Annotated in this window: 19 protein-coding genes, 4 tRNA genes and 1 riboswitch; of the genes, 5 read left to right on the top strand and 18 right to left on the bottom strand. The window is 58.7% G+C overall.

The window, feature by feature from the left end; translation table 11 throughout:
* Positions 1-379 precede the first annotated feature (379 nt).
* A tRNA-Arg gene (locus JH25_RS06080) sits at positions 380-456 on the bottom strand.
* Positions 457-779: 323 nt separating this feature from the next.
* On the opposite strand from JH25_RS06080, the gene JH25_RS28295 reads away from it, so the two are divergent.
* From JH25_RS28295 to JH25_RS06090, 3 genes are all read left to right on the top strand, one after another.
* Positions 780-1,007 (top strand): hypothetical protein, encoded by a 228-nt coding sequence (locus JH25_RS28295; RefSeq protein WP_078822109.1) that lies wholly within the window; start codon positions 780-782, stop codon positions 1,005-1,007.
* A gap of 11 nt (positions 1,008-1,018) precedes the next feature.
* The gene (locus JH25_RS29110; protein WP_032879837.1) at positions 1,019-1,198 is read left to right on the top strand and encodes a PA3371 family protein; all 180 of its coding nucleotides are present in this window, start codon (positions 1,019-1,021) and stop codon (positions 1,196-1,198) included.
* Between the two features lie 377 nt (positions 1,199-1,575).
* On the top strand, positions 1,576-1,902 hold the full coding sequence (locus tag JH25_RS06090) for an Arc family DNA-binding protein (RefSeq protein WP_003193592.1): 327 nt from the start codon (positions 1,576-1,578) through the stop codon (positions 1,900-1,902).
* Positions 1,903-2,002: 100 nt separating this feature from the next.
* Here JH25_RS06090 and mgtE read toward each other — a convergent pair whose 3' ends face one another.
* The 8 genes from mgtE to ltaE form a co-directional block, all read right to left on the bottom strand.
* Entirely contained in the window at positions 2,003-3,445 is a 1,443-nt protein-coding gene (mgtE, locus tag JH25_RS06095; protein WP_005790606.1) for a magnesium transporter, read from the bottom strand.
* Positions 3,446-3,794: 349 nt separating this feature from the next.
* A tRNA-Arg gene (locus JH25_RS06100) sits at positions 3,795-3,871 on the bottom strand.
* A gap of 72 nt (positions 3,872-3,943) precedes the next feature.
* Positions 3,944-4,020, bottom strand: a tRNA-Arg gene (locus JH25_RS06105).
* Between the two features lie 108 nt (positions 4,021-4,128).
* Positions 4,129-4,219, bottom strand: a tRNA-Ser gene (locus JH25_RS06110).
* A 62-nt stretch (positions 4,220-4,281) separates the two neighbouring features.
* On the bottom strand, positions 4,282-4,470 hold the full coding sequence (csrA, locus tag JH25_RS06115) for a carbon storage regulator CsrA (RefSeq protein ID WP_003175645.1): 189 nt from the start codon (positions 4,468-4,470) through the stop codon (positions 4,282-4,284).
* A gap of 175 nt (positions 4,471-4,645) precedes the next feature.
* Positions 4,646-5,887, bottom strand: coding sequence for an aspartate kinase (locus JH25_RS06120; RefSeq protein WP_005790609.1), 1,242 nt, complete (start codon positions 5,885-5,887; stop codon positions 4,646-4,648).
* A gap of 95 nt (positions 5,888-5,982) precedes the next feature.
* Positions 5,983-8,601 (bottom strand): alanine--tRNA ligase, encoded by a 2,619-nt coding sequence (gene alaS, locus JH25_RS06125; RefSeq protein WP_032879836.1) that lies wholly within the window; start codon positions 8,599-8,601, stop codon positions 5,983-5,985.
* A 146-nt stretch (positions 8,602-8,747) separates the two neighbouring features.
* Complete coding sequence (ltaE, locus tag JH25_RS06130) at positions 8,748-9,752, bottom strand: low-specificity L-threonine aldolase (RefSeq protein WP_032879835.1); 1,005 nt, start codon at positions 9,750-9,752, stop codon at positions 8,748-8,750.
* 190 nt (positions 9,753-9,942) lie between these two features.
* Positions 9,943-10,112: riboswitch (FMN riboswitch) on the top strand.
* 113 nt (positions 10,113-10,225) lie between these two features.
* On the opposite strand from ltaE, the gene JH25_RS06135 reads away from it, so the two are divergent.
* The gene (locus JH25_RS06135) at positions 10,226-10,735 is read left to right on the top strand and encodes a 6,7-dimethyl-8-ribityllumazine synthase (protein WP_032879834.1); all 510 of its coding nucleotides are present in this window, start codon (positions 10,226-10,228) and stop codon (positions 10,733-10,735) included.
* A 147-nt stretch (positions 10,736-10,882) separates the two neighbouring features.
* Here JH25_RS06135 and astE read toward each other — a convergent pair whose 3' ends face one another.
* From astE to JH25_RS06170, 7 genes are all read right to left on the bottom strand, one after another.
* Positions 10,883-11,887 (bottom strand): succinylglutamate desuccinylase, encoded by a 1,005-nt coding sequence (astE, locus tag JH25_RS06140; RefSeq protein ID WP_032879833.1) that lies wholly within the window; start codon positions 11,885-11,887, stop codon positions 10,883-10,885.
* Positions 11,888-11,898: 11 nt separating this feature from the next.
* Positions 11,899-12,186 (bottom strand): hypothetical protein, encoded by a 288-nt coding sequence (locus JH25_RS06145; protein ID WP_003175651.1) that lies wholly within the window; start codon positions 12,184-12,186, stop codon positions 11,899-11,901.
* A gap of 26 nt (positions 12,187-12,212) precedes the next feature.
* Positions 12,213-13,559 (bottom strand): N-succinylarginine dihydrolase, encoded by a 1,347-nt coding sequence (astB, locus tag JH25_RS06150; protein ID WP_032879832.1) that lies wholly within the window; start codon positions 13,557-13,559, stop codon positions 12,213-12,215.
* Positions 13,560-13,713: 154 nt separating this feature from the next.
* Positions 13,714-15,180, bottom strand: coding sequence for a succinylglutamate-semialdehyde dehydrogenase (gene astD, locus JH25_RS06155; protein ID WP_032879831.1), 1,467 nt, complete (start codon positions 15,178-15,180; stop codon positions 13,714-13,716).
* Positions 15,180-16,205: an arginine N-succinyltransferase gene (astA, locus tag JH25_RS06160; RefSeq protein ID WP_032879830.1), complete on the bottom strand. Its 1,026-nt coding sequence runs from the start codon at positions 16,203-16,205 to the stop codon at positions 15,180-15,182. The genes astD and astA overlap by 1 nt, the downstream gene beginning before the upstream one ends.
* Before the next feature lie 51 nt (positions 16,206-16,256).
* Positions 16,257-17,276 carry an arginine/ornithine succinyltransferase subunit alpha gene (gene aruF / locus JH25_RS06165; RefSeq protein ID WP_005790628.1) on the bottom strand — a complete coding sequence of 340 codons (1,020 nt, stop codon included), beginning with the start codon at positions 17,274-17,276 and terminating at the stop codon, positions 16,257-16,259.
* 128 nt (positions 17,277-17,404) lie between these two features.
* Positions 17,405-18,625 carry an aspartate aminotransferase family protein gene (locus tag JH25_RS06170; RefSeq protein WP_032879829.1) on the bottom strand — a complete coding sequence of 407 codons (1,221 nt, stop codon included), beginning with the start codon at positions 18,623-18,625 and terminating at the stop codon, positions 17,405-17,407.
* Positions 18,626-18,919: 294 nt separating this feature from the next.
* On the opposite strand from JH25_RS06170, the gene JH25_RS0127335 reads away from it, so the two are divergent.
* Positions 18,920-24,805 carry a dermonecrotic toxin domain-containing protein gene (locus JH25_RS0127335; RefSeq protein ID WP_050549399.1) on the top strand — a complete coding sequence of 1,962 codons (5,886 nt, stop codon included), beginning with the start codon at positions 18,920-18,922 and terminating at the stop codon, positions 24,803-24,805.
* 8 nt (positions 24,806-24,813) lie between these two features.
* On the opposite strand, the gene JH25_RS06175 is transcribed toward JH25_RS0127335, so the two are convergent.
* The gene (locus JH25_RS06175; protein ID WP_005790635.1) at positions 24,814-25,794 is read right to left on the bottom strand and encodes a GlxA family transcriptional regulator; all 981 of its coding nucleotides are present in this window, start codon (positions 25,792-25,794) and stop codon (positions 24,814-24,816) included.
* Positions 25,795-26,040: 246 nt separating this feature from the next.
* Positions 26,041-26,805, bottom strand: coding sequence for an ABC transporter ATP-binding protein (locus JH25_RS06180; protein WP_032879827.1), 765 nt, complete (start codon positions 26,803-26,805; stop codon positions 26,041-26,043).
* Between the last annotated feature and the right edge of the window lie 22 nt (positions 26,806-26,827).

Genomic DNA, 26,827 nt, shown 5'->3' with positions numbered 1-26,827 from the left:
TGTGCTGTCAAGTGATTATTTTCAGAAGCTTTCGAAGATTTCTTCAACAACTTCAACCACTTGCGCTTAAGATCTCTCCGAAGCGGGAGGCGAATTCTACAGGGATTTGCATGTGCGTCAACCCCATTAAATCAAAAAACTCAAAACTCCCATTTGACCTGCCGTGCACCAGGCCTGGAGCCTCTGTGAATCTCTATATATAGAGAAGGGAGCCAGCGCATTGCCCGCACTGGATCCTCCTGACGCAAAAAACAACCTGCAACAAATGCCAGGCTATCAACAGATAGCAGGATTCAGATCGAAGGAAATGCAGCAGAGAGAAAAGCGGATGTCTTGTAGATAGCACTAAACGCCATGGCAGGCGTTCAGTCTATAAAGATGGTGTCCCAGGGCCGGTTCGAACGGCCAACCTTCCCCTTAGGAGGGGGATGCTCTATCCAATTGAGCTACTGGGACAAATGACAAGCGCGTCGCGGATGAGACCAGCGACAGACGGCGTGCATATTAACGGTCGAGGTAGTTTTTGTCATGTCGTCCTTAGGCATTTTGCTTGTAGGGCGATCCTTGCACATATCTTTATAGCTTCACCCAGTAAACACGGGGACTTGCAGTGATCGTGCAAATTGCATTACCTCAAAATGCCATCATTGCAAACTGCAACCCGAAACCACCACATAGGCAAATCAAATAATTGATTTTAAAGGGAAAATAGTTTGGCACGGCATCTGCAATGTTCTTTGCATAAACCAAGCGAACCAAGCACCGCGGAGAACATGACCATGAATAGCATCCTACTATTAGCTCTCAATGCCGTAGCCCTGGCCGCACTGGTGATATTTCATTTCCAGCCAGTCAATACTCAAGATGCCGCACTGGCCAGCCAAGCAGTTCCCCATCATCTGCAACAACGCCCCCAGCTGGCGGTAGTCACTGCTACCGAGCAGTCACCCGTTCTCCTGACCCAAGAAACACAAGCAGCACCTACATCCGAGCACTGGGTTTTCTGAGATAACTATCAATGTCCAAACCTGCCTGGCTTTTTCTATGCTTGACCCTCATGGCAGGCTTTCTGGCCCTCGCTACTGACTCCTCTGGAGTTCAAGCCACCGCCTTCATCGTCAGCGCCGTGTTTGGTAGCCTACTGATATTGGCCCTCATCGCCGGTCGCCGAATCAAGTTCGATCCACTGCTGCGCTAACCCCCTCCCCCCCCCTACCTTATGTCGAATCATCCTAGCAAATCGGCAAACTGCCACTAGGCTTAAGACTGAGGGCAAAAGGCCATATTGCGCTGCACCCTTCAACCCAGATGCGCCGTAGCCCTGCGCGTTGATGGACTAGCACTGCATCAGCGCCAAAGTTTTCAAACCAGTCCGCAAAAATGCAATTCAGTACTGGCACAAAGCCTTTAGGCGGTTCAATATTTGTCACAGAATTGACGCCAATGAAATGGCAAATCTGAGGCATGATGCGGCCTCTTTGCAATTCGGGTTGAACTTTGGTCGTGAGCCTTGTCTTAACACTCATCTTGCGGCCAATTCCAGAAACCGCTCCCCTGAACTAACCGGTTAAATATATGCGCCCATTGAAACAGGCAATTTATTCCAGCCGTACGGCTGACAAATTCGTCGTACGTCTGCCAGACGGAATGCGGGAACGCATTGCCGAGGTGGCTCGCAATCATCACCGCAGCATGAACTCTGAAATCATCGCACGCCTGGAACAAAGCCTTATTCAGGAAGGTGCCTTGGGTGAAGAGTTGAGCATGCGCCTGGATAGCCCGGAGCTGTCACTGCACGAACGCGAACTGCTGCAGCGTTTTCGTCAGCTCTCCCACCGCCAGCAAAACGCCCTCGTCTCGCTTATCGCTCACGATGTTGAGGCGGCCGCAGAAGCCAATTGATTGACACTGAAAGCCGAAGCCAGCCATGTGCTGGCTTTTTTTTGCCTGAATTTTGGAGATGGGGAGCAAAGCGGGGGCAGACATGCCCCCGCAGAAAGGATCAGAGCAGGAAGATCGTTGCCAGGCCCAGGAAGATGAAGAAGCCACCACTGTCAGTCATGGCAGTAATCATCACGCTGGCTCCCATGGCGGGATCGCGACCAAGGCGCGCGAGGGTCATAGGGATCAACACCCCCATCAAGGCAGCCAGCAGCAGGTTGAGGGTCATGGCGGCCGTCATCACTACGCCCAAGGACCAACTGCCATAAAGGAGATAGGCCACCACACCAATCACTCCACCCCACACCAGGCCGTTGATAAGGCCCACAGCCAGCTCCTTGCGCAGTAGGCGTGAAGAGTTGGCCGTACTCACCTGATCCAGCGCCATGGCCCGCACGATCATGGTGATGGTCTGGTTACCGGAGTTACCGCCGATACCCGCCACAATCGGCATCAACGCTGCCAATGCCACCAGCTTTTCGATTGAACCTTCAAACAACCCGATGACACGAGACGCGATAAATGCCGTGATCAGGTTAACCGCCAGCCAGGCCCAGCGGTTATGCAGAGAACGCCAGACTGACGCAAAAATGTCTTCCTCTTCACGCAAACCCGCCATGTTGAGGACTTCGGTTTCACTCTCTTCACGGATCAAGTCAACGATTTCATCGATGGTCAGACGACCGATCAACTTGCCGTTCTTGTCGACTACCGGAGCCGAGATCAAGTCGTAACGCTCAAAGGCCTGGGCCGCGTCGTAGGCATCTTCGTCAGGATGGAAGCTGACGGTATCGCTGGCCATCAGGTCAGCTACTTTCTTCTCTGGATCATTTACCAGCAGGCGCTTGATCGGCAATACGCCTTTGAGAATTCCCTCGTAGTCGACCACGAACAGCTTGTCGGTATGGCCCGGCAGCTCTTTGAGGCGACGCAAGTAACGCAGTACCACTTCCAGACTGACGTCTTCGCGGATGGTGACCATCTCGAAATCCATCAGCGCACCGACCTGGTCCTCGTCATAGGACAGCGCCGATCGCACGCGCTCACGCTGCTGCGTATCGAGCGCCTCCATCAACTCATGGACAACATCCCGGGGCAGCTCAGGTGCCAGATCGGCCAGTTCGTCCGCATCCATCTCCTTGGCGGCGGCCAGGAGCTCATGATCATCCATGTCGGCGATCAGCGTTTCACGGACCGAGTCAGACACCTCCAGGAGGATGTCACCGTCGCGATCGGCCTTGACCAACTGCCAAAGGGTCAGTCGATCATCCAGCGGCAAAGCTTCGAGGATGTAGGCAACGTCGGCGGAGTGCAGGTCATCGAGCTTGCGTTGTAACTCGACGAGGTTTTGCCGGTGAACCAGGTTTTCAACGCGGTCGTGGTTCGGACCTTCCTGGCGGTGCGTGAGGTCTTCGACCACGCGCTGGCGCTGCAGCAGCTCGATGACTTGAGCCAGACGATCCTGCAGGCTTTCTTGTGTTTTCTTTACTTCTACTTCGGTCATAGGCGAACTCCACTCCCAGCAGCGGGGCACGCCGGAAGGATCAATCAGTCAATTCATGATTGGTAAAACGGGGTACTGAGTCACTACTGGGTAAGTCCATGGAGGTATTCCACAAGCCCCGACGGGGCTGACCGGCGCATGATACACCGCCCGGCCGTTTTAAACGTTAAAAAACTGGAAAGAACAAGCGCTTGCGAGCCAATGTTCAGTATTGGCTGCACCTATAGAAATGCGACGACACGCAGGAGAGGGAAAACACATGGGAAAGATAAAAAGACCCACACCAGGATAAAACCTACATAAACCCCAGACGGCAAAAAGCCCGCACTAGGCGGGCTTTTTGTTTGTATGGTGCACTCGACAGGATTCGAACCTGTGACCGCTCGGTTCGTAGCCGAGTACTCTATCCAGCTGAGCTACGAGTGCAGATTGTGTTTTTAGACCAGATCACAACTGGTTGAAGCCGAGCTACCTGCATCGCTGCAACTAACTCTTAAATGGTGCACTCGACAGGATTCGAACCTGTGACCGCTCGGTTCGTAGCCGAGTACTCTATCCAGCTGAGCTACGAGTGCATTTGTTGCCGCGCATTATAGGCCGTTCAATCTCTATGTAAAGCTGTTTTTTCGAGTATTTTCAACAACTTACCGAAAAAACCAGATTGCAACGTACTAAGCAAATAATGGCGGAGAACGGGGGATTCGAACCCCCGACACCCTTTTGAGGTGTACTCCCTTAGCAGGGGAGCGCCTTCGGCCACTCGGCCAGCTCTCCGCAACACGGGGCGTATATTAACCACGTTCATCCCCGTTTGCAAACATAAAAAACGATAAAAATTAAAGGCTTGGTTCTTCGTCCTTCTCTTTCTTGATCCGCAGGTAGATTTCCTCGCGGTGAACCGCTACCTCTTTTGGAGCGTTAACCCCAATACGCACTTGATTGCCTTTGACGCCGAGCACGGTCACGGTGATTTCGCCATCACCGATAATCAGGCTTTCTGCGCAACGACGAGTCAGAATCAGCATGCCTTTCTCCTCACGCATTTCAGTTCAGGAACAACAGTCTGCAAAAAAAAGGCATTCGACCTACAACCCAAAAGCCGTAGCCCTACACACCTAAGTATTGTCGAGCCCACGCAAAAGAACATGCGCCCCACAAAAAAATGAAAGGCGCGGTAAACCGCGCCTTCCTGGCAACACATCACTCGCCCTGTCGGGCCGGAGCGTCAAGCTCAAAAGCGGTATGCAGCGCGCGTACAGCCAGTTCCAGGTACTTCTCTTCGAGCACTACCGAGACTTTGATTTCCGAAGTGGAAATCATCTGGATGTTGATACCCTCCTTGGCGAGGGCCCCGAACATACGGCTGGCAACGCCGGCATGGGAACGCATGCCCACCCCTACGATCGATACCTTGGCAATCTTGGTATCGCCGACCACTTCACGGGCGCCAATCTCGCTCGCTGTGTTCTGCAGGATTTTCAATGCCGCATCGTATTCGTTGCGGTGCACGGTGAAGGTGAAATCGGTGGTGTTATCGTGCGAAACGTTCTGCACGATCATGTCGACTTCAACATTCGCATCGCTGACAGGACCCAGAATCTTGAAAGCCACGCCCGGGGTGTCTGGCACGCCACGGATCGTCAGCTTGGCTTCATCGCGGTTGAAAGCGATGCCGGAAATGATCGGCTGTTCCATGGATTCCTCTTCATCAATAGTAATGAGGGTGCCCGGACCCTCCTTGAAGCTGTGCAATACGCGCAGCGGAACGTTGTACTTGCCGGCGAACTCCACCGCGCGAATCTGCAGCACCTTGGAACCAAGGCTGGCCATTTCCAGCATTTCTTCAAAGGTGATCTTGTCCAGGCGCTGGGCCACTGGCACGACGCGCGGGTCAGTGGTGTAGACGCCATCCACGTCGGTATAGATCTGGCATTCGTCAGCCTTGAGCGCTGCCGCCAGTGCCACACCCGTGGTGTCAGAACCGCCACGCCCGAGGGTGGTGATGTTGCCTTGCTCGTCCACACCTTGGAAACCCGCTACAACTACCACGCGCCCAGCCTTCAGATCAGTACGAATTTTCTGATCATCAATCTGCAGGATACGCGCCTTGGTGTGCGCGCTGTCGGTGAGAATGCGCACCTGGCTGCCCGTGTAGGACACCGCCGGCACGCCACGCTTGTTCAGAGCCATGGCCAACAGCGCAATGGTTACCTGCTCGCCCGTGGACACAATCACATCCAGCTCACGTGGCAACGGCTGTTGATCCCCACTGATAGCCTTGGCCAGGTCGATCAGGCGATTGGTCTCGCCGCTCATGGCTGACAGCACCACAACCAGGTCATCGCCGGCATCGCGGAATTTCTTAACCTTGTCGGCGACCTGCTCGATTCTTTCTACAGAGCCGACCGAGGTGCCTCCAAATTTCTGTACGATCAAAGCCATTTCCAAGCCGCCTCAGCCCGTAAAGGGGCGCCTAATATCCAATCCACCCGCACTGAACAAGCCCGTGACTAGACCACGGGCCGATTAACAGTGCCTTAAATACCTGCCTCGACAAACGGCACGGTCAAGGCCAGGGCCGCATCCAGGGCACCGGCATCTACACCACCGCCTTGTGCCATGTCCGGACGACCACCGCCCTTGCCGCCCACTGCCGCAGCGGCTTGCTTCATCAAATCACCGGCCTTGAGTTGGCCAGTCAGGTCTTTGGTTACACCGGCAACCAGAACGACCTTATCCTCATGGACACTGCCGAGCAGGATCACTGCGCGGCCGAGCTTGTTCTTCAACTGATCGACCAAGGCCAACAACGCCTTGCCGTCCTGACCGTCCAGGCGCGCCGCCAGAACTTTCACATCCTTGACGTCAACCGCCGAGGCCGACAGATCATCGCCCGCAGCGCTGGCCGCCTTGGCCTGCAACTGCTCCAGCTGTTTCTCCAGCGCACGGTTGCGCTCCAGCACGGCAGACAGTTTGTCGATCAGATTGTCACGGCTGCCCTTGACCAGGCTGGCCGCTTCCTTGAGTTGTTCTTCGGCGGCATTGAGGTAAGCCAGGGCCGCAGCACCGGTCACCGCCTCGATACGACGCACACCGGACGCCACACCACCTTCGCTGATGATTTTCAGCAGGCCGATATCGCCGGTACGGTTAGCGTGGATACCACCACACAGCTCGACCGAGAAGCTACCCCCCATGCTCAGCACGCGAACTTCGTCGCCGTACTTCTCGCCAAACAACGCCATGGCGCCCTTGGCCTTGGCGGTTTCGATGTCAGTTTCTTCAGTTTCTACCGGCGTGTTCTTGCGCACCTCGGCATTGACAATATCTTCCAGCGCCTTGATCTGCTCAGGCTTGATTGCTTCAAAGTGGCTGAAGTCAAACCGCAGACGCTGGCTGTCGACCAACGAGCCCTTTTGCTGAACATGCTCGCCCAGCACTTGACGCAAGGCAGCGTGGAGCAAGTGAGTGGCCGAGTGGTTCAACGCAGTTGCATGCCTTACGTCAGCATCGACCTGGGTATCCACTGGCGCGCCGACAGTCAGGCTGCCCAGTACCAACACACCGTGATGCAGGAAAGCACCGCCGGTCTTGGTGGTGTCGCGCACCTCGAAACGGCCGGACGTCGAGCTGAGGAAACCACAATCACCAATCTGGCCACCTGACTCGGCGTAGAATGGGGTCTGGTCCAGCACCACCACGGCTTCTTCGCCTTCGCTCAATACATCGACCGACTTGCCGTCTTTATAGATGGCAACGATCTTGGCCGAGCCGGCGGTAGCCTTGTAGCCGATGAACTCGGTGGGCACGTCAACCTTGACCAGGGTGTTGTAGTCCAGGCCAAAGGAGCTGGCGGAACGCGCACGCACCCGCTGGGCTTCCATCTCACGCTCAAACCCGGCTTCATCGATGGTCAGCTCGCGTTCACGGGCGATATCGGCGGTCAGGTCCATCGGGAAACCGTAGGTGTCGTAAAGCTTGAACACCACGTCGCCCGGTACCACAGAGCCTTTGAGCTCAGCCAGGTCCTGCTCGAGAATCTTCAGACCGTGCTCCAGTGTCTTGGAGAACTGCTCCTCCTCGGCCTTGAGTACGCGCTCGATATTGCTCTGCTGCTGCTTGAGTTCCGGGAAGGCATCGCCCATCTCGGCAACCAGTGCAGCCACGATTTTGTAGAAGAAGCTGCCGGTGGCACCCAGCTTGTTACCGTGACGGCAGGCGCGACGGATGATGCGACGCAGCACGTAGCCACGCCCTTCATTGGACGGCAACACACCATCGGCAATCAGGAAGCCACAGGAACGGATGTGGTCCGATACCACTTTGAGCGACGACTGGCCTTCATTGGTGCAACCAATGGCCGCAGCCGAAGCGCTCAGCAGGTTGGTGAACAGGTCGATTTCATAGTTGGAATGAACGTGCTGCATGACCGCACTGATCCGCTCCAGGCCCATGCCGGTGTCCACCGACGGCGCCGGCAGCGGATGCAACACGCCATCGGCGGTGCGATTGAACTGCATGAACACGTTGTTCCAGATTTCGATGTAACGGTCACCGTCTTCATCCGGCGAGCCGGGTGGGCCACCCCAGATGTCCGCACCGTGATCGTAGAAGATCTCGGTGCAAGGGCCGCACGGGCCGGTATCGCCCATGGTCCAGAAGTTATCGGAAGCGTAAGGCGCACCCTTGTTGTCGCCGATGCGAATCATGCGCTCGGCAGGTACACCGATTTGCTGGGTCCAGATGTCATAGGCTTCGTCGTCCGTCGCGTAGACGGTAACCCAGAGTTTTTCCTTGGGCAGTTTCAGCACGCCGGTCAGGAAGGTCCAGGCGAAGGTAATCGCATCCTTCTTGAAATAGTCGCCGAAACTGAAGTTACCCAGCATTTCGAAGAACGTGTGGTGACGCGCGGTGTAACCGACGTTTTCCAGGTCGCTGTTCTTGCCGCCGGCGCGTACGCACTTCTGGCTGCTGGTGGCGCGAGTATAGGCGCGCTTTTCCTGGCCCAGGAAACAGTCCTTGAACTGGTTCATCCCCGCGTTAGTGAACAGCAGGGTGGGGTCATTGCCTGGGATCAAGGAGCTGGAGGCTACACGGGTGTGACCTTGCTCTTCGAAGAAGCGAAGGAAGGCTTCACGGATTTCTGCGCTTTTCATTAGGTTCTTCCACGGAGGCTGCGGCCAAAGGCCAGTGCGCAACATCATCAGACGGAGCGACGGCAAAGGACCGCATTATATCGGCCCTTCGCCGGTGGTACAGCGTGTTTATGTGATAGAAACAGTCAATTAGACGGTCTGCACTGTCATTTCTGCGAAAATGCGACGAATGTCTGCACGACTTGCTCGATCTGTGCCCGGCTGACATCCAGATGGGTGACCATACGCAGGCGCGGCGCGGCACTCAACTTGATCCCGCGCTCTGCGGCAAAGGCTTTCAACGCCTGCGCCTGCTCGCCAATTTGCACATAGACCATGTTGGTCTGCACCGGCTCCACCGTGTAACCGACCTTGCGCAGCTCATCACCCAGCCACTGCGCGTTGGCGTGGTCCTCGGCCAGGCGCTGTACCTGATGATCCAGGGCATACAGCCCCGCTGCCGCCAACGAACCTGCCTGACGCATTCCGCCACCGACCATCTTGCGCAGGCGCCGGGCCTTGGCGATCAACGCCGTGGAACCGCACAGCACCGAGCCGACCGGTGCGCCAAGGCCCTTGGACAGGCACACCGACACCGAATCGAAATGCTTGGCGATGTCACGCGCATCCACCCCCAGCTTGATCGCTGCGTTGTAGATCCGCGCCCCGTCCAGGTGCAAGGCCAGGCCATGCTCACGGGTAAACGCGCGCGCCTTGGCCAGGTACTCCATCGGCAGGACCTTGCCTTGCATGGTGTTTTCCAGCGCCAGCAAGCGCGTGCGGGCAAAGTGGAAATCGTCAGGCTTGATCGCCGCCAGCACGTGGTCAAGGTCCAGGGAACCGTCCGCTTGCAATTCCAGCGGCTGCGGCTGGATCGAGCCCAGCACGGCCGCCCCGCCGCCTTCGTATTTGTAGGTATGGGCCTGCTGGCCGACGATATATTCCTCGCCGCGCTCACAGTGGGCCATCAATGCCAGCAAATTGCTCATGGTGCCAGTGGGCACGAACAGCGCGGCGGCGAAGCCCAGACGCTTGGCCAGTTCCGCCTCCAGCTTGTTGACGCTGGGGTCTTCGCCATAGACGTCATCACCGCTGACGGCGCCGGCCATCGCGTCGAGCATACCGGGGGTGGGTTGGGTCACGGTGTCGCTGCGCAGGTCAATCACGGTCATGAAGGGGGCCTCTAACGGAATGGATAAGTCCTTTTGTGTGTGATTACTGCGGGCAAAGCCACGCAATATCAAGCCCCCACTGCATTCAATCGAATACCAACCAAACAAACCGATATAGCTTATCGATACGGCAACCGTGCAGTTTTTGAAAAACCGTGTTAAAAACTCTCCGCCGCCAGGGTTCTGGCGGCAACGTTCTCAGGGCGGGGTGCAATTCCCCACCGGCGGTAATTGCACGCAATGTGCATAGCCCGCGAGCGCTTGGCGCCTCGAACTGCTCCGGCAGGACGGCGACAAGGTCAGCAGACCCGGTGTGATCCCGGGGCCGACGGTCATAGTCCGGATGAAGAGAGAACGGGATTGGCACCTAAGGGCCGCGCACTGACCTCATGCTTGCATGACGCCGTTGTGCATACCCTTAAATCCCATTCGATTCATAACGCCCTGTTTTTTTCTTAAACAGGAGTCAGAACATGCAACCCACCGCAATCGACAGCAAAAGCAAAAACCATCACGGCGAGCGCGTCGCGTTTATCCAGGCCTGCTGGCACAAGGATATCGTCGACCAATCGCGCAAAGGCTTTCTTGCCGAAATGATCGCCCAAGGCTATCAGGAATCGGACATCGACTTCTTTGAAGTCGGCGGTGCCTTTGAATTGCCCCTGCACGCCAAGTTGCTGGCCAAGACCGGTCGCTATGCCGGCATCGTCGCCGCCGCGCTGGTGGTGGATGGTGGCATCTACCGGCACGAATTCGTGGCCCAGTCAGTGGTCAGCGGTTTGATGCAGGTTCAACTGGAAACTGAAGTGCCGGTGTTCTCGGTGTCCCTGACGCCGCACCACTTCCACGCCGGCAGCGAGCACACTACGTTCTTCTATGAGCACTTCGTGCACAAGGGTCAGGAAGCTGCGCGTACCTGCGCCGATACCCTGCACAAGGTGCGGGCGATCCGCCGTAGTGAGCCGCGTGCTGTAGCGGTCTAAGCAACACTGCAAAACAACATGTGGGAGGGGGCTTGCCCCGGATGGCGGTGAGTCAGCTGCAGATGGGCTGACTGGTATACGGCTATCGGGGGCAAGTCGAAACGTCGCACCGCCCCTCCCACATTTGGATCCAGTTGGACTTAAGATTTAAGCCAACCCAGCATCCGTGGCAGGCACGATAAGAATCCCTGCGCGCAAACCATTCTTCACCTTCGGGTTGGGGAAGATGATGCGGGCACCCTCCTCCTCGATCACCCAGCGCGTCTTGGCCACGTCTTCGGCCAGCAGATAACCCTTTTCCAATTGCGAAAAGTTTTCCACATCCGCCGGCAGGTGCATCAGGAAGGCGTCGCTGTGCTTGATGACCTCGCGAGAGACGGCAAACAGTTGCAGGCCGTCCAGGCTTTCTGTCGGCGGCTCATCGCCTTCAATGATGTGCTTGAGGCGCGCCTCCAGCCGGGACACGTCCACGCTCTGGTTCTGCCCGAACGGCCGGGCCTTGCCCAGTTCCAGGGTGAAGGCTTCGGCTTCCAACTGTTCGTAGGTAAACGCAGTGAAAGTGATCGAGGTTTTGTTCTGCAGCAATACCGCTTGCATACCGCCGGCGTTCAGGCGCGCCAGTTCACGGCGCGAATGCTGACGCCCCTCCTTCCACGGATAGAGGGCAAACTGCTCGATCTTAGAACCACGAATCGCGGTGTGCAGGTCGTAGTGCAGGCGTGATCGACCGGGCTGGCTGAAAAAACTGCGCGCCAGTTGCTCGAGTTCGGCAGCGCGCATGGCCTCGGGGCCGATGTTGCTTTCATGCCGGCCGTTGAACAGCCGGTTGATGTCCAGTTCGAGATAACGCTCGCCGCGGCGCATGGCCTCGGGGTTGCCGAACAGGAACAGAATACGGGAGCGGGGTTTGATTTCCCCACGGGCGATGCCATGCAACAGGCGATCAAGCAGTTCGATCGGCGCGGTTTCGTTGCCATGAATGCCGGACGACAGCAGCAGGTCGCTGCCATTGTCCCGAGCCTCAGGGGGGCGCACTTCGAGCGCGCCCTCGCTGAGCCAGCGCATCTGCACGCCGTCGACAGTCAGTTGAATTTTTTGCGCCGGTTCGCGACCGGCGAGGGTCAGTTCAAGCAGTTTGCCGAGGGCGAGCATAAGCAGCTTCCTTAGTGGTTGCAGCCAGGACCATGGACGTGATCGTCGTCATCACCCTCAACGTCGGCCGGTTCCATTTCCAGTTGCAGGCTCATCAGGTTGGTCGCCAAGGGACGCATCAGCAGATTGGCGTACTCGGCGTCGCCCTCTTCGACGTCCACACCAATCAGCAGTTGGCCACGGCCGTCGTGCTGGATCCAGATCTCCTTGCCCTGCCAGACCACGGCAACGCGGGTGCAGGACGTTTCCAGCTGGGTGCCGTCGGTGTCTTCAAGGATCAGCTTCAGGGTGTCGGTCATAAATAAAATATCTCAGCCGTATGGTGTTAATTGATCTGGAAAGGATAAACCGAGCCCAGTTTAAGGATTTGCGTCAGTTCATCCAGTGCCGTCCGGCACTCAAGCAGCAACTGCGGGTCAGCCAGGTCGGTTTCGCGCAGGCTGTCGCGGTAGTGCTTGCCAACCCATTGGGTCAGGGTTTCGTACAGTGGCGCGGTCATGATAACGCCTGGATTCACCGCCGCCAGTTCGGTTTCGTTCAAGGCGACGCGCAAACGCAGGCACGCCGGGCCGCCGCCGTTCTGCATACTTTGCTTGAGGTCGAACACTTTGACTTCGCGGATCAGCCCACCGGAGTTGGTCAGGCCCTGCAGGTAGTGCCACACACGCTCATTGCTGCGGCACTCTTCCGGCACAATCAGCAGCATCGAACCGTCAGGGCGGGTCAGCAACTGGCTGTTGAACAGGTAGGAACGCACCGCGTCCTCGACACTGACCTGGGCACGGGGTACGCAGACGGATTGGAAGTTGCCGCCCAGCTTGCCCAACTTGGCTTGCAGCTCGGCGAGCATCTGTTCAGTGTTGAGGAATGCGTCCTCGTGGTAGAACAGCATCTCGCCGTTGCCCACCGCGATTACATCGTTGTGGAACACGCCGGCATCGATCACCGCCGGGTTCTGCTGGGCGTAGACCACACCGTCATCCTTCAAGCCGTGCAGGCGCGCGACTGCCTGGGATGCTTCAAGGGTCTGGCGCGCCGGGTACTTCTGCGGGGCCGGGTAACGGCTGTCGAAGGCACTGCGGCCAAACACGAAGAACTCAACACCGGCCTCACCGTACTCACGGCAAAAGCGCGTGTGGTTGGCCGCGCCCTCATCACCGAACTGCGCCACCGCCGGCAAGGCGGCGTGGTGGGCAAAGTGCTTTGCATCGGCGAACATCGCGCCCAGCACGCGGCTGGTGGTGGGGTGTTCGATGCTGCGATGGTACTTGCAGTTGAGGTTGGCGGCGGTGAAATGCACGCGACCGTCTGCGGTATCAGCGCTCGGGCTGACAGTGGCCGCGTTGGCTACCCACATGCTGGAAGCCGAGCAGCTCGCTACCAGCAACGGCATGGCCTGCTTGGCCGCTTGCTGAATTACCTGGGCGTCGGTTCCGCTGAAACCCAGGTTGCGCAAAGCAGCCACATCCGGGCGTTCCTGGGGCGCCAACACACCTTGCACAAAGCCCATGTCCATCAGGGCTTTCATTTTCTGCAGGCCCTGCAACGCCGCTTCCTTGGGGTTGGAATGTTGCTGGCTGTTGCTTTGGGATGCGACGTTGCCGAAAGACAAACCGCCGTAGTTATGGGTCGGCCCCACTAGACCGTCAAAATTGACTTCACAGGATTTCATCGGCGAGGCTCCACGAACATCTGTTTTTATAGGCATCAAATTACTGAATACACCACAGTTCAAATGTGGGAGGGCGCTTGCTCCCGATAGCAGGGTGTCAGTTGACTAATTAGGTGACTGACACACCGCCATCGGGAGCAAGCCCCTCCCACGTTCAGATCAGTGTAATGCCAGGGGTCAACGTGGCTGGCATCACCAGACTCGGCGTTTCCAGCGACGCCACCGGATACGCACAATAATCGGCCGCGTAATACGCACTGGCCCGATGGTTACCCGAGGCCCCTACCCCGCCAAACGGTGCGGTACTGGCGGCGCCGGTCAACTGCTTGTTCCAGTTGACGATACCGGCACGGCTTTCCAGCCAGAACTGCTGGTAACGCGCTTCGCTATCCGACAACAGGCCAGCGGCCAGGCCGTATTGGGTGTTGTTGGCCTCTGCGATTGCCTCGGCGAAATCCGCGTAGCGAATCACCTGCAACAGCGGGCCGAACAGTTCTTCGTCTTCACGCTCGGTTACGCCGGTCACGTCGATGATGCCTGGGGTCAGCAATGCGGCCTGATCCTGTGGCTGGGTCATTTCCAGCAGCGCTACGGCGCCATTGGCCAACATCAATTCCTGGGCGTCCATCAAGGCTTTCGCCGCGCCAAGGGAGATTACCGAGCCCATGAACGGCGGTGGTTGCTGGTCGAACGCACCGACTTCAATCGTTGCGCTCACCGCCACCAACCGCGCCAGCAATGCATCGCCCCAGGCGCCTTCCGGCACCAACAAGCGACGGGCGCAGGTGCAACGCTGACCAGCCGAGATAAACGCAGACTGGATGATGGTGTAGACCGCCGCATCCACATCGGCCACTTCATCCACGACCAGCGGGTTGTTGCCGCCCATTTCCAGGGCGAGGATTTTGTCCGGGCGTCCCGAAAACTGCTGATGCAGATGATTGCCGGTGCGGCTGGACCCGGTGAAGAACAAGCCGTCTATGCCGGGGTTGGCGGCCAGGGCGATGCCGGTTTCCCGCGCGCCTTGCAGCAGGTTCAACACGCCCGCCGGCAGCCCGGCTTCGATCCAGCATTGCACGGTCAGCTCGGCAACTTTCGGGGTCAGCTCGCTGGGTTTGAACAGCACGGTATTACCCGCCAGCAAGGCCGGGACGATATGGCCGTTGGGCAAATGCCCGGGGAAGTTGTACGGGCCGAACACCGCCACCACGCCGTGAGGCTTGTGACGCAATACCGCGGTGGCGTCACCCAATGGGCCGCTCTTTTCGCCGGTGCGCTCACGATAACTCTGCACCGAGATGGCGATCTTGTTGGCCATGCTGGTGACTTCGGTAGCCGATTCCCACAAGGGTTTACCGGTTTCCTCACCAATGCAGCGGGCAATTTCATCGGCACGGCTTTTCAGGGTGCTGGCAAAGGCTTCCAGCATTCTGATGCGTTCTTCCAACGGCAGACGAGCCCACGCGGGGAATGCCTGGCGTGCCGCCTGCACGGCGGACTCGACCTGCTCGACGGTGGCGCCGTTGCCGGCCCACAATACCTGCTGGGTCACCGGGTTGCGCGATTCGAACAACTCACCCTGGCCGGCCAGCCAGCTACCTGCGATATACAGCGAATTCATTACTTGGGCTCCCGAGCAGCAGACAACGGTACGGCACGCACTTGATCACCCACTACCAGCTGCAGGCGCTTGGCGGTCTGCGGATCGACCACCAGGGTACCTGCCGCCAGCCGGGCCGGAGCAGCAGTGATACGGCACTCCTCGCGCTTGCGGTTATGGATCAGGAACGGCGTGGCGTCGTCCCCCGGCGTGCCGATGGCCAACACCAGCGACTGGCTGTCGCGCACCGCACGGATTTTGCTGGTTTCACACTCTACCGCTGGGCCTGCATCGAAGATATCGACATAGCCCTGATAGCTGAACCCTTCGCTCTTGAGCATACTCAGGGCCGGCTCGGTGTCCGGATGGACCTTGCCGATCACGTTGCGCGCATCCTCGGACAGGAAGCAGCTGTACAGCGGAAACTTCGGCATCAGCTCGGCGATAAATGCCTTGTTGCCCACACCGGTAAGGTAGTCGGCCTGGCTGAACTCCATTTTGAAGAAGTGTCGACCCAGGCTTTCCCAGAACGGCGAACGCCCGGCGTCGTTGGATACGCCGCGCATCTCGGCAATGATCTTGTTGCCGAACAATTGCGGGAACTCCGCGATAAACAACATGCGCGCCTTGGCCAACATGCGGCCGTTAAGACCGTTGCGATAATCGGCATGCAAAAACAACGAGCACAATTCGGAATTGCCGGTGAGGTCGTTGGCCAGAAACAGCGTCGGAATCTCGCGGTAGATATTCAGCTCCTGGGAGGCGCTGACGGTCAGCCCGACCCGGAAGTTGTACCAGGGCTCACGCAGGCCCACGGCACCGGCAATGGCAGAAATGCCGACCACGCGGCCTTCATCGTTCTCCAGCACGAACAGGTAGTCGGCATCGCCGCGCCCGGCTTCGCCGCGAAAGGTTTTTTCCGCCCAGCCAACCCGGTGGGTCAGGCGCTCTTCGTTGGCCGGCAAAGTGGTGAGGCCGGTGCCGGTGCTGCGCGCCAGATCAATCAGGGCCGGTAAATCGCTGCTGCGTACGGGACGAACGATCATGCTATCTCCTCGAACGGGCCGCTGTTGTCAGCCACCCGCGAAACTCTGTTTTTATACCGCAACCAAACGCACGCTCGCGCCTTCGCCAACGCCCAGGGCTTCGGCGGCCGCCAGGTCCAGGGTTACTGGCTTACCAGGCGCATAGTCCAGCTCCAGCATCACCGCGCGGTAATCCTGCAACTGCGCGTTACTCACCAGGTACTGGCGACCGACGCCCTTGACCATCTCGCCGATCTTCACCGGTACCACGCGGCTCTGGGCGATCGAGCGAATACCCGAAACCCGTGCATGCAGCGTCGGGCCACCGTCGAAGATGTCGATGTAGTGATCGGTCTCGAAACCTTCGCGCATCAGGATATCGAAGGTGATCTGCGCACGCGGGTGCACCTGGCCCATGGCTTCCTGGGCCTCGTCCGGCAACAGCGGCACGTAGATCGGGTAATGCGGCATCAACTCGGCGAGGAAGGTGCGACTTTTCAGCCCGCACAGGCGCTCGGCGGCGGCATAGTTGAGGTCGAAGAAGTTGCGACCGATGGCGTCCCAGAACGGCGAATCACCGTTTTCGTCGCTGTAGCCGACAATCTCGGTTACCACCGAATCGGCAAAGCGCTCGGGGTGGCTGGCAACGAACAACAGGCGGCCACGGGAGTTGAGTTCCGACCAGGGCGATCCGACCAATTCCGGCACCACGTAGAAACTGGTGAGCAGGCTGTTCCCGGTCAGGTCATGGCACTGGGAAAGCACGTGGATCTTGTTATGGATCTTCAGCTCTCGGGAGGCGTGCACGAAGGTTTCGTTACGGAAACTGTAGAACGGCTCGGAGTAGCCGGCTGAAGCAACGATGGCCGAGCAACCGGCGAGCTTGCCGGTATCGGTGTCTTCAAGCACGAAGAAATAGCTCTCTTCACCGTTGAAGCTTACCTCGGCCGCGAAAGAAGCTTCGCTGGCGGCGATCTTGTCGCTCAGGCGTTCCACATCGTCTGGCAAGGACGTAACACCAATCGGGCTGTCTGCAGCCAGACGCTGTACCTCGCCCAGATCAGCCATTTGCGCGGGGCGCATCACCAGCATGGTGTTACTCCTTAACTCGAAAAACTCATAGAAAAAAATACCGGACAGGTCAGGAACAACACTGTTCCTAATGTGGGAGGGGGCAAGCCCCCTCCCACATTTGATCCGGTCCGGCAGATAGATTTGTATCAGGCTTGGGTCAACGTCTTCACAGCACGCTCAAAACGATCCAGCCCTTCGTTGATATCCGCCTCTTCCACCACCAGGCTCGGCGCAAAACGCACCACGTCCGGGCCAGCTTGCAGGATCATCAGATTCTCTTTTTCGGCCGCGTTGAACACGTCCTTGGCCTTGCCTTTGAAGGCATCGCTGAGCACGCAACCGATCAGCAGGCCCATGCCACGCACCTCGGTGAAGATGCCGTATTGCGTGCCGATCTGCTCCAGGCGCGCCTTGAACAAGTCATGCTTGGCGTTAACGCCGGCCAATACTTCTGGCGTGTTGATCACGTCGATCACCGCTTCGGCCACTGCGCACGCCAGCGGGTTGCCGCCGTAGGTGGTGCCGTGGGTGCCGACCACCAGGTGCTTGGCCAGGTCTTCACGGGTAAGCATCGCCGCAATCGGGAAACCGCCGCCCAGGCTCTTGGCGCTGGTAAGGATGTCCGGCGTCACACCGTAATGCTGGTAGGCAAACAGGTGGCCGCTGCGGCCCATGCCGGTTTGCACTTCGTCGAACACCAGCAGCGCGTCGTTCGCGTCGCACAGTTCGCGGGCACCTTGCAGGTAAGCCAGTTCAGCCGGCAGTACGCCGCCTTCACCCTGGATCGGTTCCAGCACTACGGCGCAGGTCTTGCCCGACACAGCGGCCTTCAGCGCAGCCAGATCGTTATAAGGAACGTGGGTGATGCCGGTGATTTTAGGCCCGAAACCATCGGAGTACTTGGACTGGCCGCCGACGTTGACGGTGAACAGGGTACGCCCGTGGAAGCTGTTCAGTGCGGCGATGATCTCGTATTTCTCGCTGCCGAAACGGTCAAAGGCCACACGACGGGCCAGCTTGAACGCAGCCTCATTGGCCTCGGCGCCGGAGTTGCAGAAGAACACGCGATCGGCAAAGGTGGCGTCGATCAGCTTGTGGGCCAGGCGCAGCGCCGGCTCGTTAGTAAAGACGTTGGACACATGCCACAACTTGTTGGCCTGTTCGGTCAGTGCACCGACCAGCGCCGGGTGGGCGTGGCCCAACACGTTGACCGCGATGCCGCCGGCAAAGTCGATCAGCTCACGACCTGCTTGATCCCACACGCGCGAACCTTGGCCACGCACAGGGATAAAGGCGGCAGGTGCATAGTTAGGCACCATTACTTGGTCGAAATCGGCACGTTGCACCGGGGCTTGCTCAACGGACATCGGAGTCTCCTGAAGAGGAACGCCTGCCTGGAACTGGCGGGCGATGCAGGGATTGTAAGGACAGTTTTCAGTAGGGCCTTGCCGCCAAGCGACAACTTCTTATAGCGCCAACCCGCGTTTTTAGCGGGTTTACGCCAATGCGACAAATAGCGTCGCAATGGCGCAGTTTAAACGCTGCGCCAGGTTTGCGTCAGGGTTATCCAGTGAAAGGGTTGCGCCCCCTAACTATCTAAAGGTCCCCCTCTGCAACCGGCTGGTTTACTGCGGGCTTCATAACTTGCACGGACCCGCTCCATGACGAACCTCGATTATTCCGATACCCGCCTGCCCGACAGCCACTATCAATTGTTGACCGACACCCTGCCCTCCTGGCTCGGCAATGCCTGCGCCGACAAACGCCAGGCACTTGCCACCACCCAGCCACAACAGCTGCCGGGCAGTGCCGAACAACGCGCCGCGCTCGCGCGGCTGACCGGCGCCCACTGGGAGGCACAAAACAGCGTAGATCGGGCATTGCAGCACCTGCAGGACGCCAAGGCGTTCGCCAAGCCGATCCTCGAACAGGCATTGAAAGCCGATTACGGCCTAGACCTGAACGTCGAGGCAACCTATTTACGCCTGTATATCCCTGATCGTACCCCTTGGTTCCCGATACGTTCCGGCGCCGCGCGAACCTGGACGGTTTCGCTGCTCGACGCCGCCCTGCATAACTTTGAGCACAAGGAAACCCTGGCCGACGCCTACGAGCCGGCCTCGACCTTTATCACGCAGCCTTCGGCCAGCGGGCAATTCGACACTTTGCCGCAGATCAAACGCGTGCTATCGATTCAGGCATTCGCCAGCCTGTGCCGTGACCTGGACATGGGTGCCCGCTACGCCCGCTACCTCAACGATGAGCTGGGCATGTCCAACCCGGTTGCCGCTGCGGTATTGCGCCTGAAGGTCGACGCCAGCCAGAAAGCCGCCCTGCATGCAGCCGTGCAACTGGCACGTATCAAGGACGATATCAGCGACGACTATGCTGACTTGATCGAAGGGCTGATAGCTGGCACGCCCAACCTCAGGCTCAACGGCCAACCGTTGCGCTGTCAGGAGCTGCGCATGATGGACATTGCGCTGACCGGCATTCAACTGTTCTCTCCCGACCTTGAGAGACCCCGCTCGCCGCAACGCCTGGTGGCATACGTTCCAGATGATCCGCAGCATCCGCTCAAGGAATACGCCTCGCCCTTGGCATTCAAACAGGAACTGACTCGGCAACTGCGCGACCGCGACTACCAAACCTTCTTCAGCCGCTTTGTACCCCACGCCCAACGCGGGGTGTTTTTTTCCGGCTTGAGCCAGCGCCTGGCGCGCATCACCTGGCACCCGCCGGTCAGGGGCAGCGGCCAATCGCCCTGGCGCAGCACCCCCATCGAAGACCCCAAGCTACAGTTTGATGCGCAGCCTGTCTGGGGCGACCCCTGGTTGCATCTGTACCGTCGCAAACTCGACAAGATTCTCAACGACGCCCGCACACTGGCCGTCTCCACCGCCAGCGTCGATCGTGAGGCGCGCTGGCGGCTTTGGGACTCTTTCGTCGATGTGGCTTCCTCTATCCTCAACGCCGCACTGATGGTGGTCGCCCCCTTCGTGCCGGGCCTGGGCGAATTGATGCTGGGCTACATGGCTTATCAACTGCTCGATGACGTGTTCGAAGGGGTGATCGACTGGGCCGAAGGCCTGGGCAAGGAAGCCTTCGGTCATCTGATGAGCGTGCTGGAATCCCTGGTGCAGATGGGTGCTTTCGCTGCGGGCACCCAAATTGGCCCGACCGAACTGCGTAAAGTACTGCCCGAAAACGTCCTCGCGTACATTGACAGCTTCAAACCGGTGAGCCTTGCCAACGGCGCCAAACGCTACTGGAAACCGGACCTGGCGCCCTATGAGTACCCATCATCGTTGCCAACGCGCCTGGGTATCAACGAGCTGGGCCTGCACGAGGTACGCAAGGAAACAATCCTGCCACTGGAAAACAAGCTGTACACCGTGGAAGAAAGTCCGGACAGTGATTTTTACTACATCAAACACCCCAGCCGCCCTGACGCCTATCGCCCGATTGTGCGACACAACGGCGCCGGCGCGTGGCACACCGAACTCGAACAGCCCTTGCAGTGGGACAAGCACACGTTGCTGCGCAGACTGGGGCACAGCGTGCAGGATTTAAGCGAAGCGGACCGGGAACTGGGCTTGCACATCAGCGGCGTGGATGAGGGTGTCGTGCGCAAAATGCACCTCAACAGCGAGCCTCTATCGCCGCTACTGGACGATACCTTGAGTCGTCTGCGCATCGACCGCAGCATCCAGCGGCTGATCGATCAGCTACGCAGCGACGACCCGGCGGTGTACCACCTGATTGACCCACAAGACACCTTGCAAGTGTTGACCACCCACGGCTCGTGGCCGCCCACCAAAGCCTTGCGCATCGTCGACGACAAGGGGCAAACAGCCTGGGAGTTCGGTGATGAACGCATGCCAGTGATTCAGGTATTTGAGGCCCAACTGGAGAACGGCGACTTGCTGAAAACCGTCCTGCGTGGGATGAGCAGCGAAGAAATCCGCGCGCAGTTCGGTGAGCGCGCCAGCGATCCCGAACTCAGCCTGGATCGCCGCGCCCAACTGCTACGCCATAAGCTCGCGGACATTGCCGATAGCCAGCGCAGCGCGTTGTTCGACTCGCGTTATGCGACGTTGCAAGCCACCACCGAACCGCTTACCCAGCAATTGCTCACCACCACGCCTGAACTGCCTATAAGCGTTGCGAAAACACTTGTGAGCGAGGCCAGCGGTGCAGAACTTGAAGCACTGCATGAACGAAACACGCCCCCGCGCCTGGCCGAACTGGCACGCACCGCGTTGAATGAAGTACGGATCAACCGTGCCTATGAGGGTCAGCACTTGAATACGCCGCCCTCCCTGGACACTGATCGCCTGGCACTGAACTCCCTGCGCACACTGCCAGGCTGGTCTGGCGAGGTACAGCTAGAGGCTCGTCACCACTCGCAAACCGGACCGAGCTGGCTGCGGATCGGTCCAGATGACGCCCCGATCCAGCGCACGTTGGTGCGTACTGAAGCCGGCCGCTACCAGCCCCACAATGAACAGGGTGCCCTCTCCAGCGAGACCGACCTGTACTCAGCCGTTTTAAGTGCCCTACCCGATAAACAGCGTGACCAGCTCGGCCTTGGCATCCACGACGGCGCACAACTCAAGCAGCGCCTGCGGCAAGCGCCGCTGCCACGCAGTGAACTGCGCACACTACTCACCCCTGATAGCAAGCCGGAAAGTGTCACTGAAGCCCTGCGCCTGCTGGGCAGCGACAACGGCTATCGTGCCCAGGCGCCGGCGCCATTAAGACCTGTGAACTTGCTTCAACGCGCGCACGACCTGTACCCCAGACTTCGCGAACGCCAATTGACTACCCTGGTGAACCACTTGCACTCACAGCCTGGCGGTGCACTCGCGGGCCTTGAGGCGCTGCGCATCGAATACAACCAACTGGAACATGACCTGAATGCCTGGCAACGCGACATTCCGCTTCGGCCCCCCGGAAACGGCGCCCTACTCAGCGCACACCAGCGTCTGTACGAGCAACGCAATCGCAGACTCATTGCCCGCGAACTCAAACGCTGCTGGCGCAGGGAGTTACCCCTCGATGACTACTTCGAAGACCCGGCGCGCGACGGCTACCGACTGAACCTGCGTTACCCTATTCGTGGCGAACTGCCGCGACTGTCCGCCAACTTCGATCACGTATCAATGCTGACGCTGTCAGGCAGCAACCACACGCAAGGAGCCGCCGCGTTCCTGGGCAACTTTCCCCGACTGCGTCACTTGACCGTTGACAGTATTCCCTTGGGCAACCTGCCCCCAGCCGTACTTCAGATGCGCAGCTTGAACGTATTGAGCCTGAGCGACTGCGCAATTACCCTGACGCCGCACAGCCAAACCCAGCTCGCCTCGATGACCCAATTGCAAACCCTGGACCTGCATAAAAACCCCTTGGGTCGGGTGCCCACTGTGGAAGCGATGACCGAGCTGAACACACTGGACCTGTCCGAAACCGGCATCGATCGCCTCCCTCCCGGTTTGCTCACCCGCAACGACCTTAGCGCAGCCTTTCTCAGCGGCAACCAGATCGGAGAATTACCGGAAGCACTGTTCGATCTTCCGTCACATACCAGCGCTGCCTTCGACCTATCTGACAACCCACTGTCATCGGCCACCCTCGAGCGCGTTAAAGCCTATTACCAGCAGCATGGCACCTACTGGGAGGCCGATGCTCCGGCAGTGGATGTGCGCGACGCAAAAATGCTGTATCCCTCACTGGACACCGACCAGATCAACCAGTTTATCTACAGCCTCCCAGGCGACCTGGAAGCGGGTAGGCGCGAGCTGGCAAGGTTGGCCGGTGAATTGGATACGCTAAAGTCCGAGCTCAACCACTGGACGCAACAGCCGCAGTTGCAGCCATCGGAAGCCACCCGGCGAAGCGAGCTCAGCACATTACTTGAGCAAAGCTGGCGCAGGGAAACACCCCAGGACACTCAATTCGTCCATTTGCTGGAAATCCCCGCGACGCTCGCAGGCGAGCTGCCCACGCTGAGCGCGCACTTCAAGCATGTTGGCTCACTGACCATCAAAGGCAATGGTAGCCCGATGGGGTCGACCGCCTTTATCGACAGCTTCCAGGCCCTAAGTATCCTGGACATCAACAACGTGAGGCTCGGCGACATCCCTGCCCAAGTGCTCAACCGGCAGGCACTATCCATTCTGGGGCTGCCACGCTGCTCAATAGAACTCAGCCCTACCAGCGTAGCGGGGTTGCAAGGCATGACCAGCCTCGAATATTTATACCTGGACCACAACCCGCTGGGCCGTACTCCGGATTTCAGTCACCTGCCCAATCTGAGCACAATCTCGCTGAAAGACACCGGTTTGACACAGCTACCCCCTAGCCTGCTGGGCGACCCGCCACGCCAGTCGGTCAACTTGAGCAAAAACGCCATTGAGCAACTGCCCGAGGCACTTTTTTCCATGCCGGCCTCAACCACCAGTGGCCTGGTCCTTTCCGCAAACCCCTTGACACCCCAAACCCTGGAGTCGATCAAACGCTACTGCCAGCGCACCGGGGAGAGTTTCGCCGCCCAGGCATCCGAATCACAACGCATGCGCACGCAGCGGCTATACCCCTCGTTTCTGGATAACGAGGCAGACCGTTTCATCTTCCGCCTGCCCGGCGACATGGCGGCAATCGAACCGACGTTGACGCGCCTGGAAGCTGAATACGAGCGACTGAACAACGACCTGCAGGTGTGGGTGCAGGCTGTACCGGATCGGCACCCTATCCTGGATGTGCCTATTGACGAACAAACCCGCGCTCAGGACCAACTGAGGCGGCGCAACTTCAAGACACTGCTGGAGCAGGCGTGGCGACGAGAAGCCCCCGAGGATGAAGAAAGCCTGGACGATGAGCTGACCCACCAGGTCTTACTCGACACACCAGTGCTGGGCGACTTGCCGGAATTGAACGCCAACTTCGACCACGTAACCTCGTTCCAACTGGACGGCAACGGCACCACGACTGGTGTCGACGGTACGTTGCGCAGCTTCAGCCATTTGCAAACCCTCAAACTGAGCAAGTGCTCCCTGGGCACCCTGCCTGAGGCGATCCAGCACATGCCCAAACTGTCCACATTGGATATAACGGAATGCGCAATCCGGCTGACACCCGAAACCCGAGGCGTGCTGACGGGGTTGACCGAACTTGAGTTTGTTAATTTGAGCAACAACCCCCTGGGTCACGCCCCTGACGTCGGCTCGCTGAACCAACTGGTTGCGCTGTATCTGAGCAACGCGGCACTGAGCGAAGTTCCAGAGGGCGTATTTGGCCTGGATCAACTGCAAACGCTGGACCTGAGCAATAACGCGATCCGGGAGATACCGCAGGACTTGCTGGAGACGTCAGCAACCTTCAATGGCGACAGCGACTTGAGCGGCAACCCACTGTCGGCGCAAAGCATGGAGCGCTTGCGTCAGTACTACCAACGCACAGGTGTGGACTTCCAGGTCGCGGCCGCCACCGTGGACTCCCAAGGCACGCCGCTGGTGGCAGCTCTGCCAGTGCCAGAAGAAGACTAACTGTTTAATCAGCCGCGCTCTGAGGGCACCGACGACAACTCGAAGGGGCTGCTGCTGCGCCGCTGGTTGCGGTCTTCGCGCGGCGTGGCGCCAAAGAAGTTGCGGTAAGCGCTGGAGAAATGCGGCCCCGAGGAGAAGCCGCACGACAGGCCAATCTGGATGATCGACTTGCTGGTTTGCATCAACATCTGGCGCGCCTTGTTCAGGCGCAGTTCCAGGTAGTACTGGCTGGGGACGCGATTGAGGTATTGCTTGAAGATCCGTTCCAGTTGTCGTCGCGACACGCACACGTGCTGGGCGATCTCGTCGGTGGTCAGCGGCTCTTCGATATTGGCTTCCATCAACAGCACCGCCTGGGTCAGCTTGGGATGGCTGGAGCCCAGGCGGTTTTGCAGTGGAATACGTTGGCGCTCACCGCCTTCGCGGATGCGCTCCACCACCAATTCCTCGGACACAGCACCGGCCAACTCCGCGCCGTGATCGCGGGCCAGCACCGCCAGCAGCAGGTCGAGTACCGACATGCCGCCACAAGCGGTCAGGCGATCACGGTCCCAGTCGAACAAATGGCTGGTGGCGATGACCTTGGGGAAGCGCTCGGCAAAGTCATCCTGCCAGCGCCAATGCACGGCAGCACGATAACCATCCAACAGACCAAGCTGGGCCAACGGGTACACACCCGCCGATAACCCACCGATCACGCACCCAGCCCGAACCAGCTGCTTGAGCGCAGTGCTGAGCTGCGACGCAATGACGGTAGGCGGTTCATCCGCCAGCAGGAACAGTTTCTGAAAGCCTTCCAACTTGCCGGCCCACGGCTCGCCCGGCAACTGCCAGGCCCCCTCGGTTTGCGGCTCGGCCTGCAGAAAAGACAACTCGTAGACCACATCCGGATGCACCCGCTGAGCAACGCGCAAGGCCTCCTCAGCCAGCGCAAGCGTGAGTGCTTTTGTGCTGGGCCAAATCAGGAAACCAATTTTGTGGGCGGTCATGGAGTGCTATCCGGAGCGAAAACAGTGAAAGAAGCCGTGGGCCAATGCTAGCCCGTAATCAACTACAAATCCCAAAACAAACAGAGATCAAAAGTGGGAGCTGGCTTGCCTGCGATGACGGTGGGTCAGTTAACACATCATTGACTGATGCATCGCTATCGCGGGCAAGCCAGCTCCCACAAGAGATCGGGGCTAACCTCAAGACTGCGGAGCATGCACTATCCCGGTGCACAAAAGCAGCCTTGATTATTTCAAACTGCCAGAGAGGAACTGCTGCAACCGTTCGGACTGCGGGTTCACCAGCACTTCCCGCGGATTACCACGCTCTTCAACAATGCCTTTGTGCAAAAACACCAACTGGTTCGACACTTCACGGGCAAAGCCCATTTCGTGGGTCACCACTACCATGGTGCGGCCTTCCTGGGCCAGGTCCTGCATGACCTTGAGCACTTCGCCCACCAGCTCCGGATCCAGCGCCGAAGTAGGCTCATCGAACAGCATTACCTCGGGCTCCATCGCCAGGGCACGGGCAATCGCCACGCGCTGCTGCTCGCCACCGGACATGTGGCCGGGGAACGCATCCTTACGATGGCCCACGCCGACCTTGGCCAGGTAATGCTCGGCCTTTTCACGGGCTTCTTTCTTCGACATGCCCAGCACGTGCACCGGGGCTTCCATCACGTTTTCAATCGCGGTCATGTGCGACCACAGGTTGAAATGCTGGAACACCATGGACAGGCGTGAACGCATACGTTGCAGTTGCTTGGGGTCGGCAGCCTTCATGGCGCCATCCTTGTTGGCCACCAGTTTCAGCTCTTCGTTATTGAGCAGAATCTTGCCGGCGTGGGGCTGCTCCAGCAGGTTGATGCAGCGCAAAAAGGTACTTTTGCCCGAACCGCTGGAACCGATGATGCTGATCACATCACCGGCCGCTGCGGCCAAGGACACACCTTTGAGCACTTCATGACTGCCATAGCGTTTATGCAGGTCTTGGACTTCAAGCTTGTACATGCGGTCGGTTCTCACAAAAACA

Source organism: Pseudomonas sp. BRG-100, assembly GCF_000737955.1.
Classification (GTDB): Bacteria; Pseudomonadota; Gammaproteobacteria; order Pseudomonadales; family Pseudomonadaceae; genus Aquipseudomonas; species Aquipseudomonas synxantha_A.
This window is presented reverse-complemented; position numbering and strand designations above follow the sequence as displayed.

Bases quoted from the DNA above. Each gene is read 5' to 3' on its own strand.
- JH25_RS28295 (WP_078822109.1), top strand. From the start codon at position 780: ATGAATAGCATCCTACTATTAGCTCTCAATGCCGTAGCCCTGGCCGCA.
- JH25_RS29110 (WP_032879837.1), top strand. From the start codon at position 1,019: ATGTCCAAACCTGCCTGGCTTTTTCTATGCTTGACCCTCATGGCAGGC.
- JH25_RS06090 (WP_003193592.1), top strand. From the start codon at position 1,576: ATGCGCCCATTGAAACAGGCAATTTATTCCAGCCGTACGGCTGACAAA.
- mgtE (WP_005790606.1), bottom strand. From the start codon at position 3,445: ATGACCGAAGTAGAAGTAAAGAAAACACAAGAAAGCCTGCAGGATCGT.
- csrA (WP_003175645.1), bottom strand. From the start codon at position 4,470: ATGCTGATTCTGACTCGTCGTTGCGCAGAAAGCCTGATTATCGGTGAT.
- JH25_RS06120 (WP_005790609.1), bottom strand. From the start codon at position 5,887: ATGGCTTTGATCGTACAGAAATTTGGAGGCACCTCGGTCGGCTCTGTA.
- alaS (WP_032879836.1), bottom strand. From the start codon at position 8,601: ATGAAAAGCGCAGAAATCCGTGAAGCCTTCCTTCGCTTCTTCGAAGAG.
- ltaE (WP_032879835.1), bottom strand. From the start codon at position 9,752: ATGACCGTGATTGACCTGCGCAGCGACACCGTGACCCAACCCACCCCC.
- JH25_RS06135 (WP_032879834.1), top strand. From the start codon at position 10,226: ATGCAACCCACCGCAATCGACAGCAAAAGCAAAAACCATCACGGCGAG.
- astE (WP_032879833.1), bottom strand. From the start codon at position 11,887: ATGCTCGCCCTCGGCAAACTGCTTGAACTGACCCTCGCCGGTCGCGAA.
- JH25_RS06145 (WP_003175651.1), bottom strand. From the start codon at position 12,186: ATGACCGACACCCTGAAGCTGATCCTTGAAGACACCGACGGCACCCAG.
- astB (WP_032879832.1), bottom strand. From the start codon at position 13,559: ATGAAATCCTGTGAAGTCAATTTTGACGGTCTAGTGGGGCCGACCCAT.
- astD (WP_032879831.1), bottom strand. From the start codon at position 15,180: ATGAATTCGCTGTATATCGCAGGTAGCTGGCTGGCCGGCCAGGGTGAG.
- astA (WP_032879830.1), bottom strand. From the start codon at position 16,205: ATGATCGTTCGTCCCGTACGCAGCAGCGATTTACCGGCCCTGATTGAT.
- aruF (WP_005790628.1), bottom strand. From the start codon at position 17,276: ATGCTGGTGATGCGCCCCGCGCAAATGGCTGATCTGGGCGAGGTACAG.
- JH25_RS06170 (WP_032879829.1), bottom strand. From the start codon at position 18,625: ATGTCCGTTGAGCAAGCCCCGGTGCAACGTGCCGATTTCGACCAAGTA.
- JH25_RS0127335 (WP_050549399.1), top strand. From the start codon at position 18,920: ATGACGAACCTCGATTATTCCGATACCCGCCTGCCCGACAGCCACTAT.
- JH25_RS06175 (WP_005790635.1), bottom strand. From the start codon at position 25,794: ATGACCGCCCACAAAATTGGTTTCCTGATTTGGCCCAGCACAAAAGCA.
- JH25_RS06180 (WP_032879827.1), bottom strand. From the start codon at position 26,805: ATGTACAAGCTTGAAGTCCAAGACCTGCATAAACGCTATGGCAGTCAT.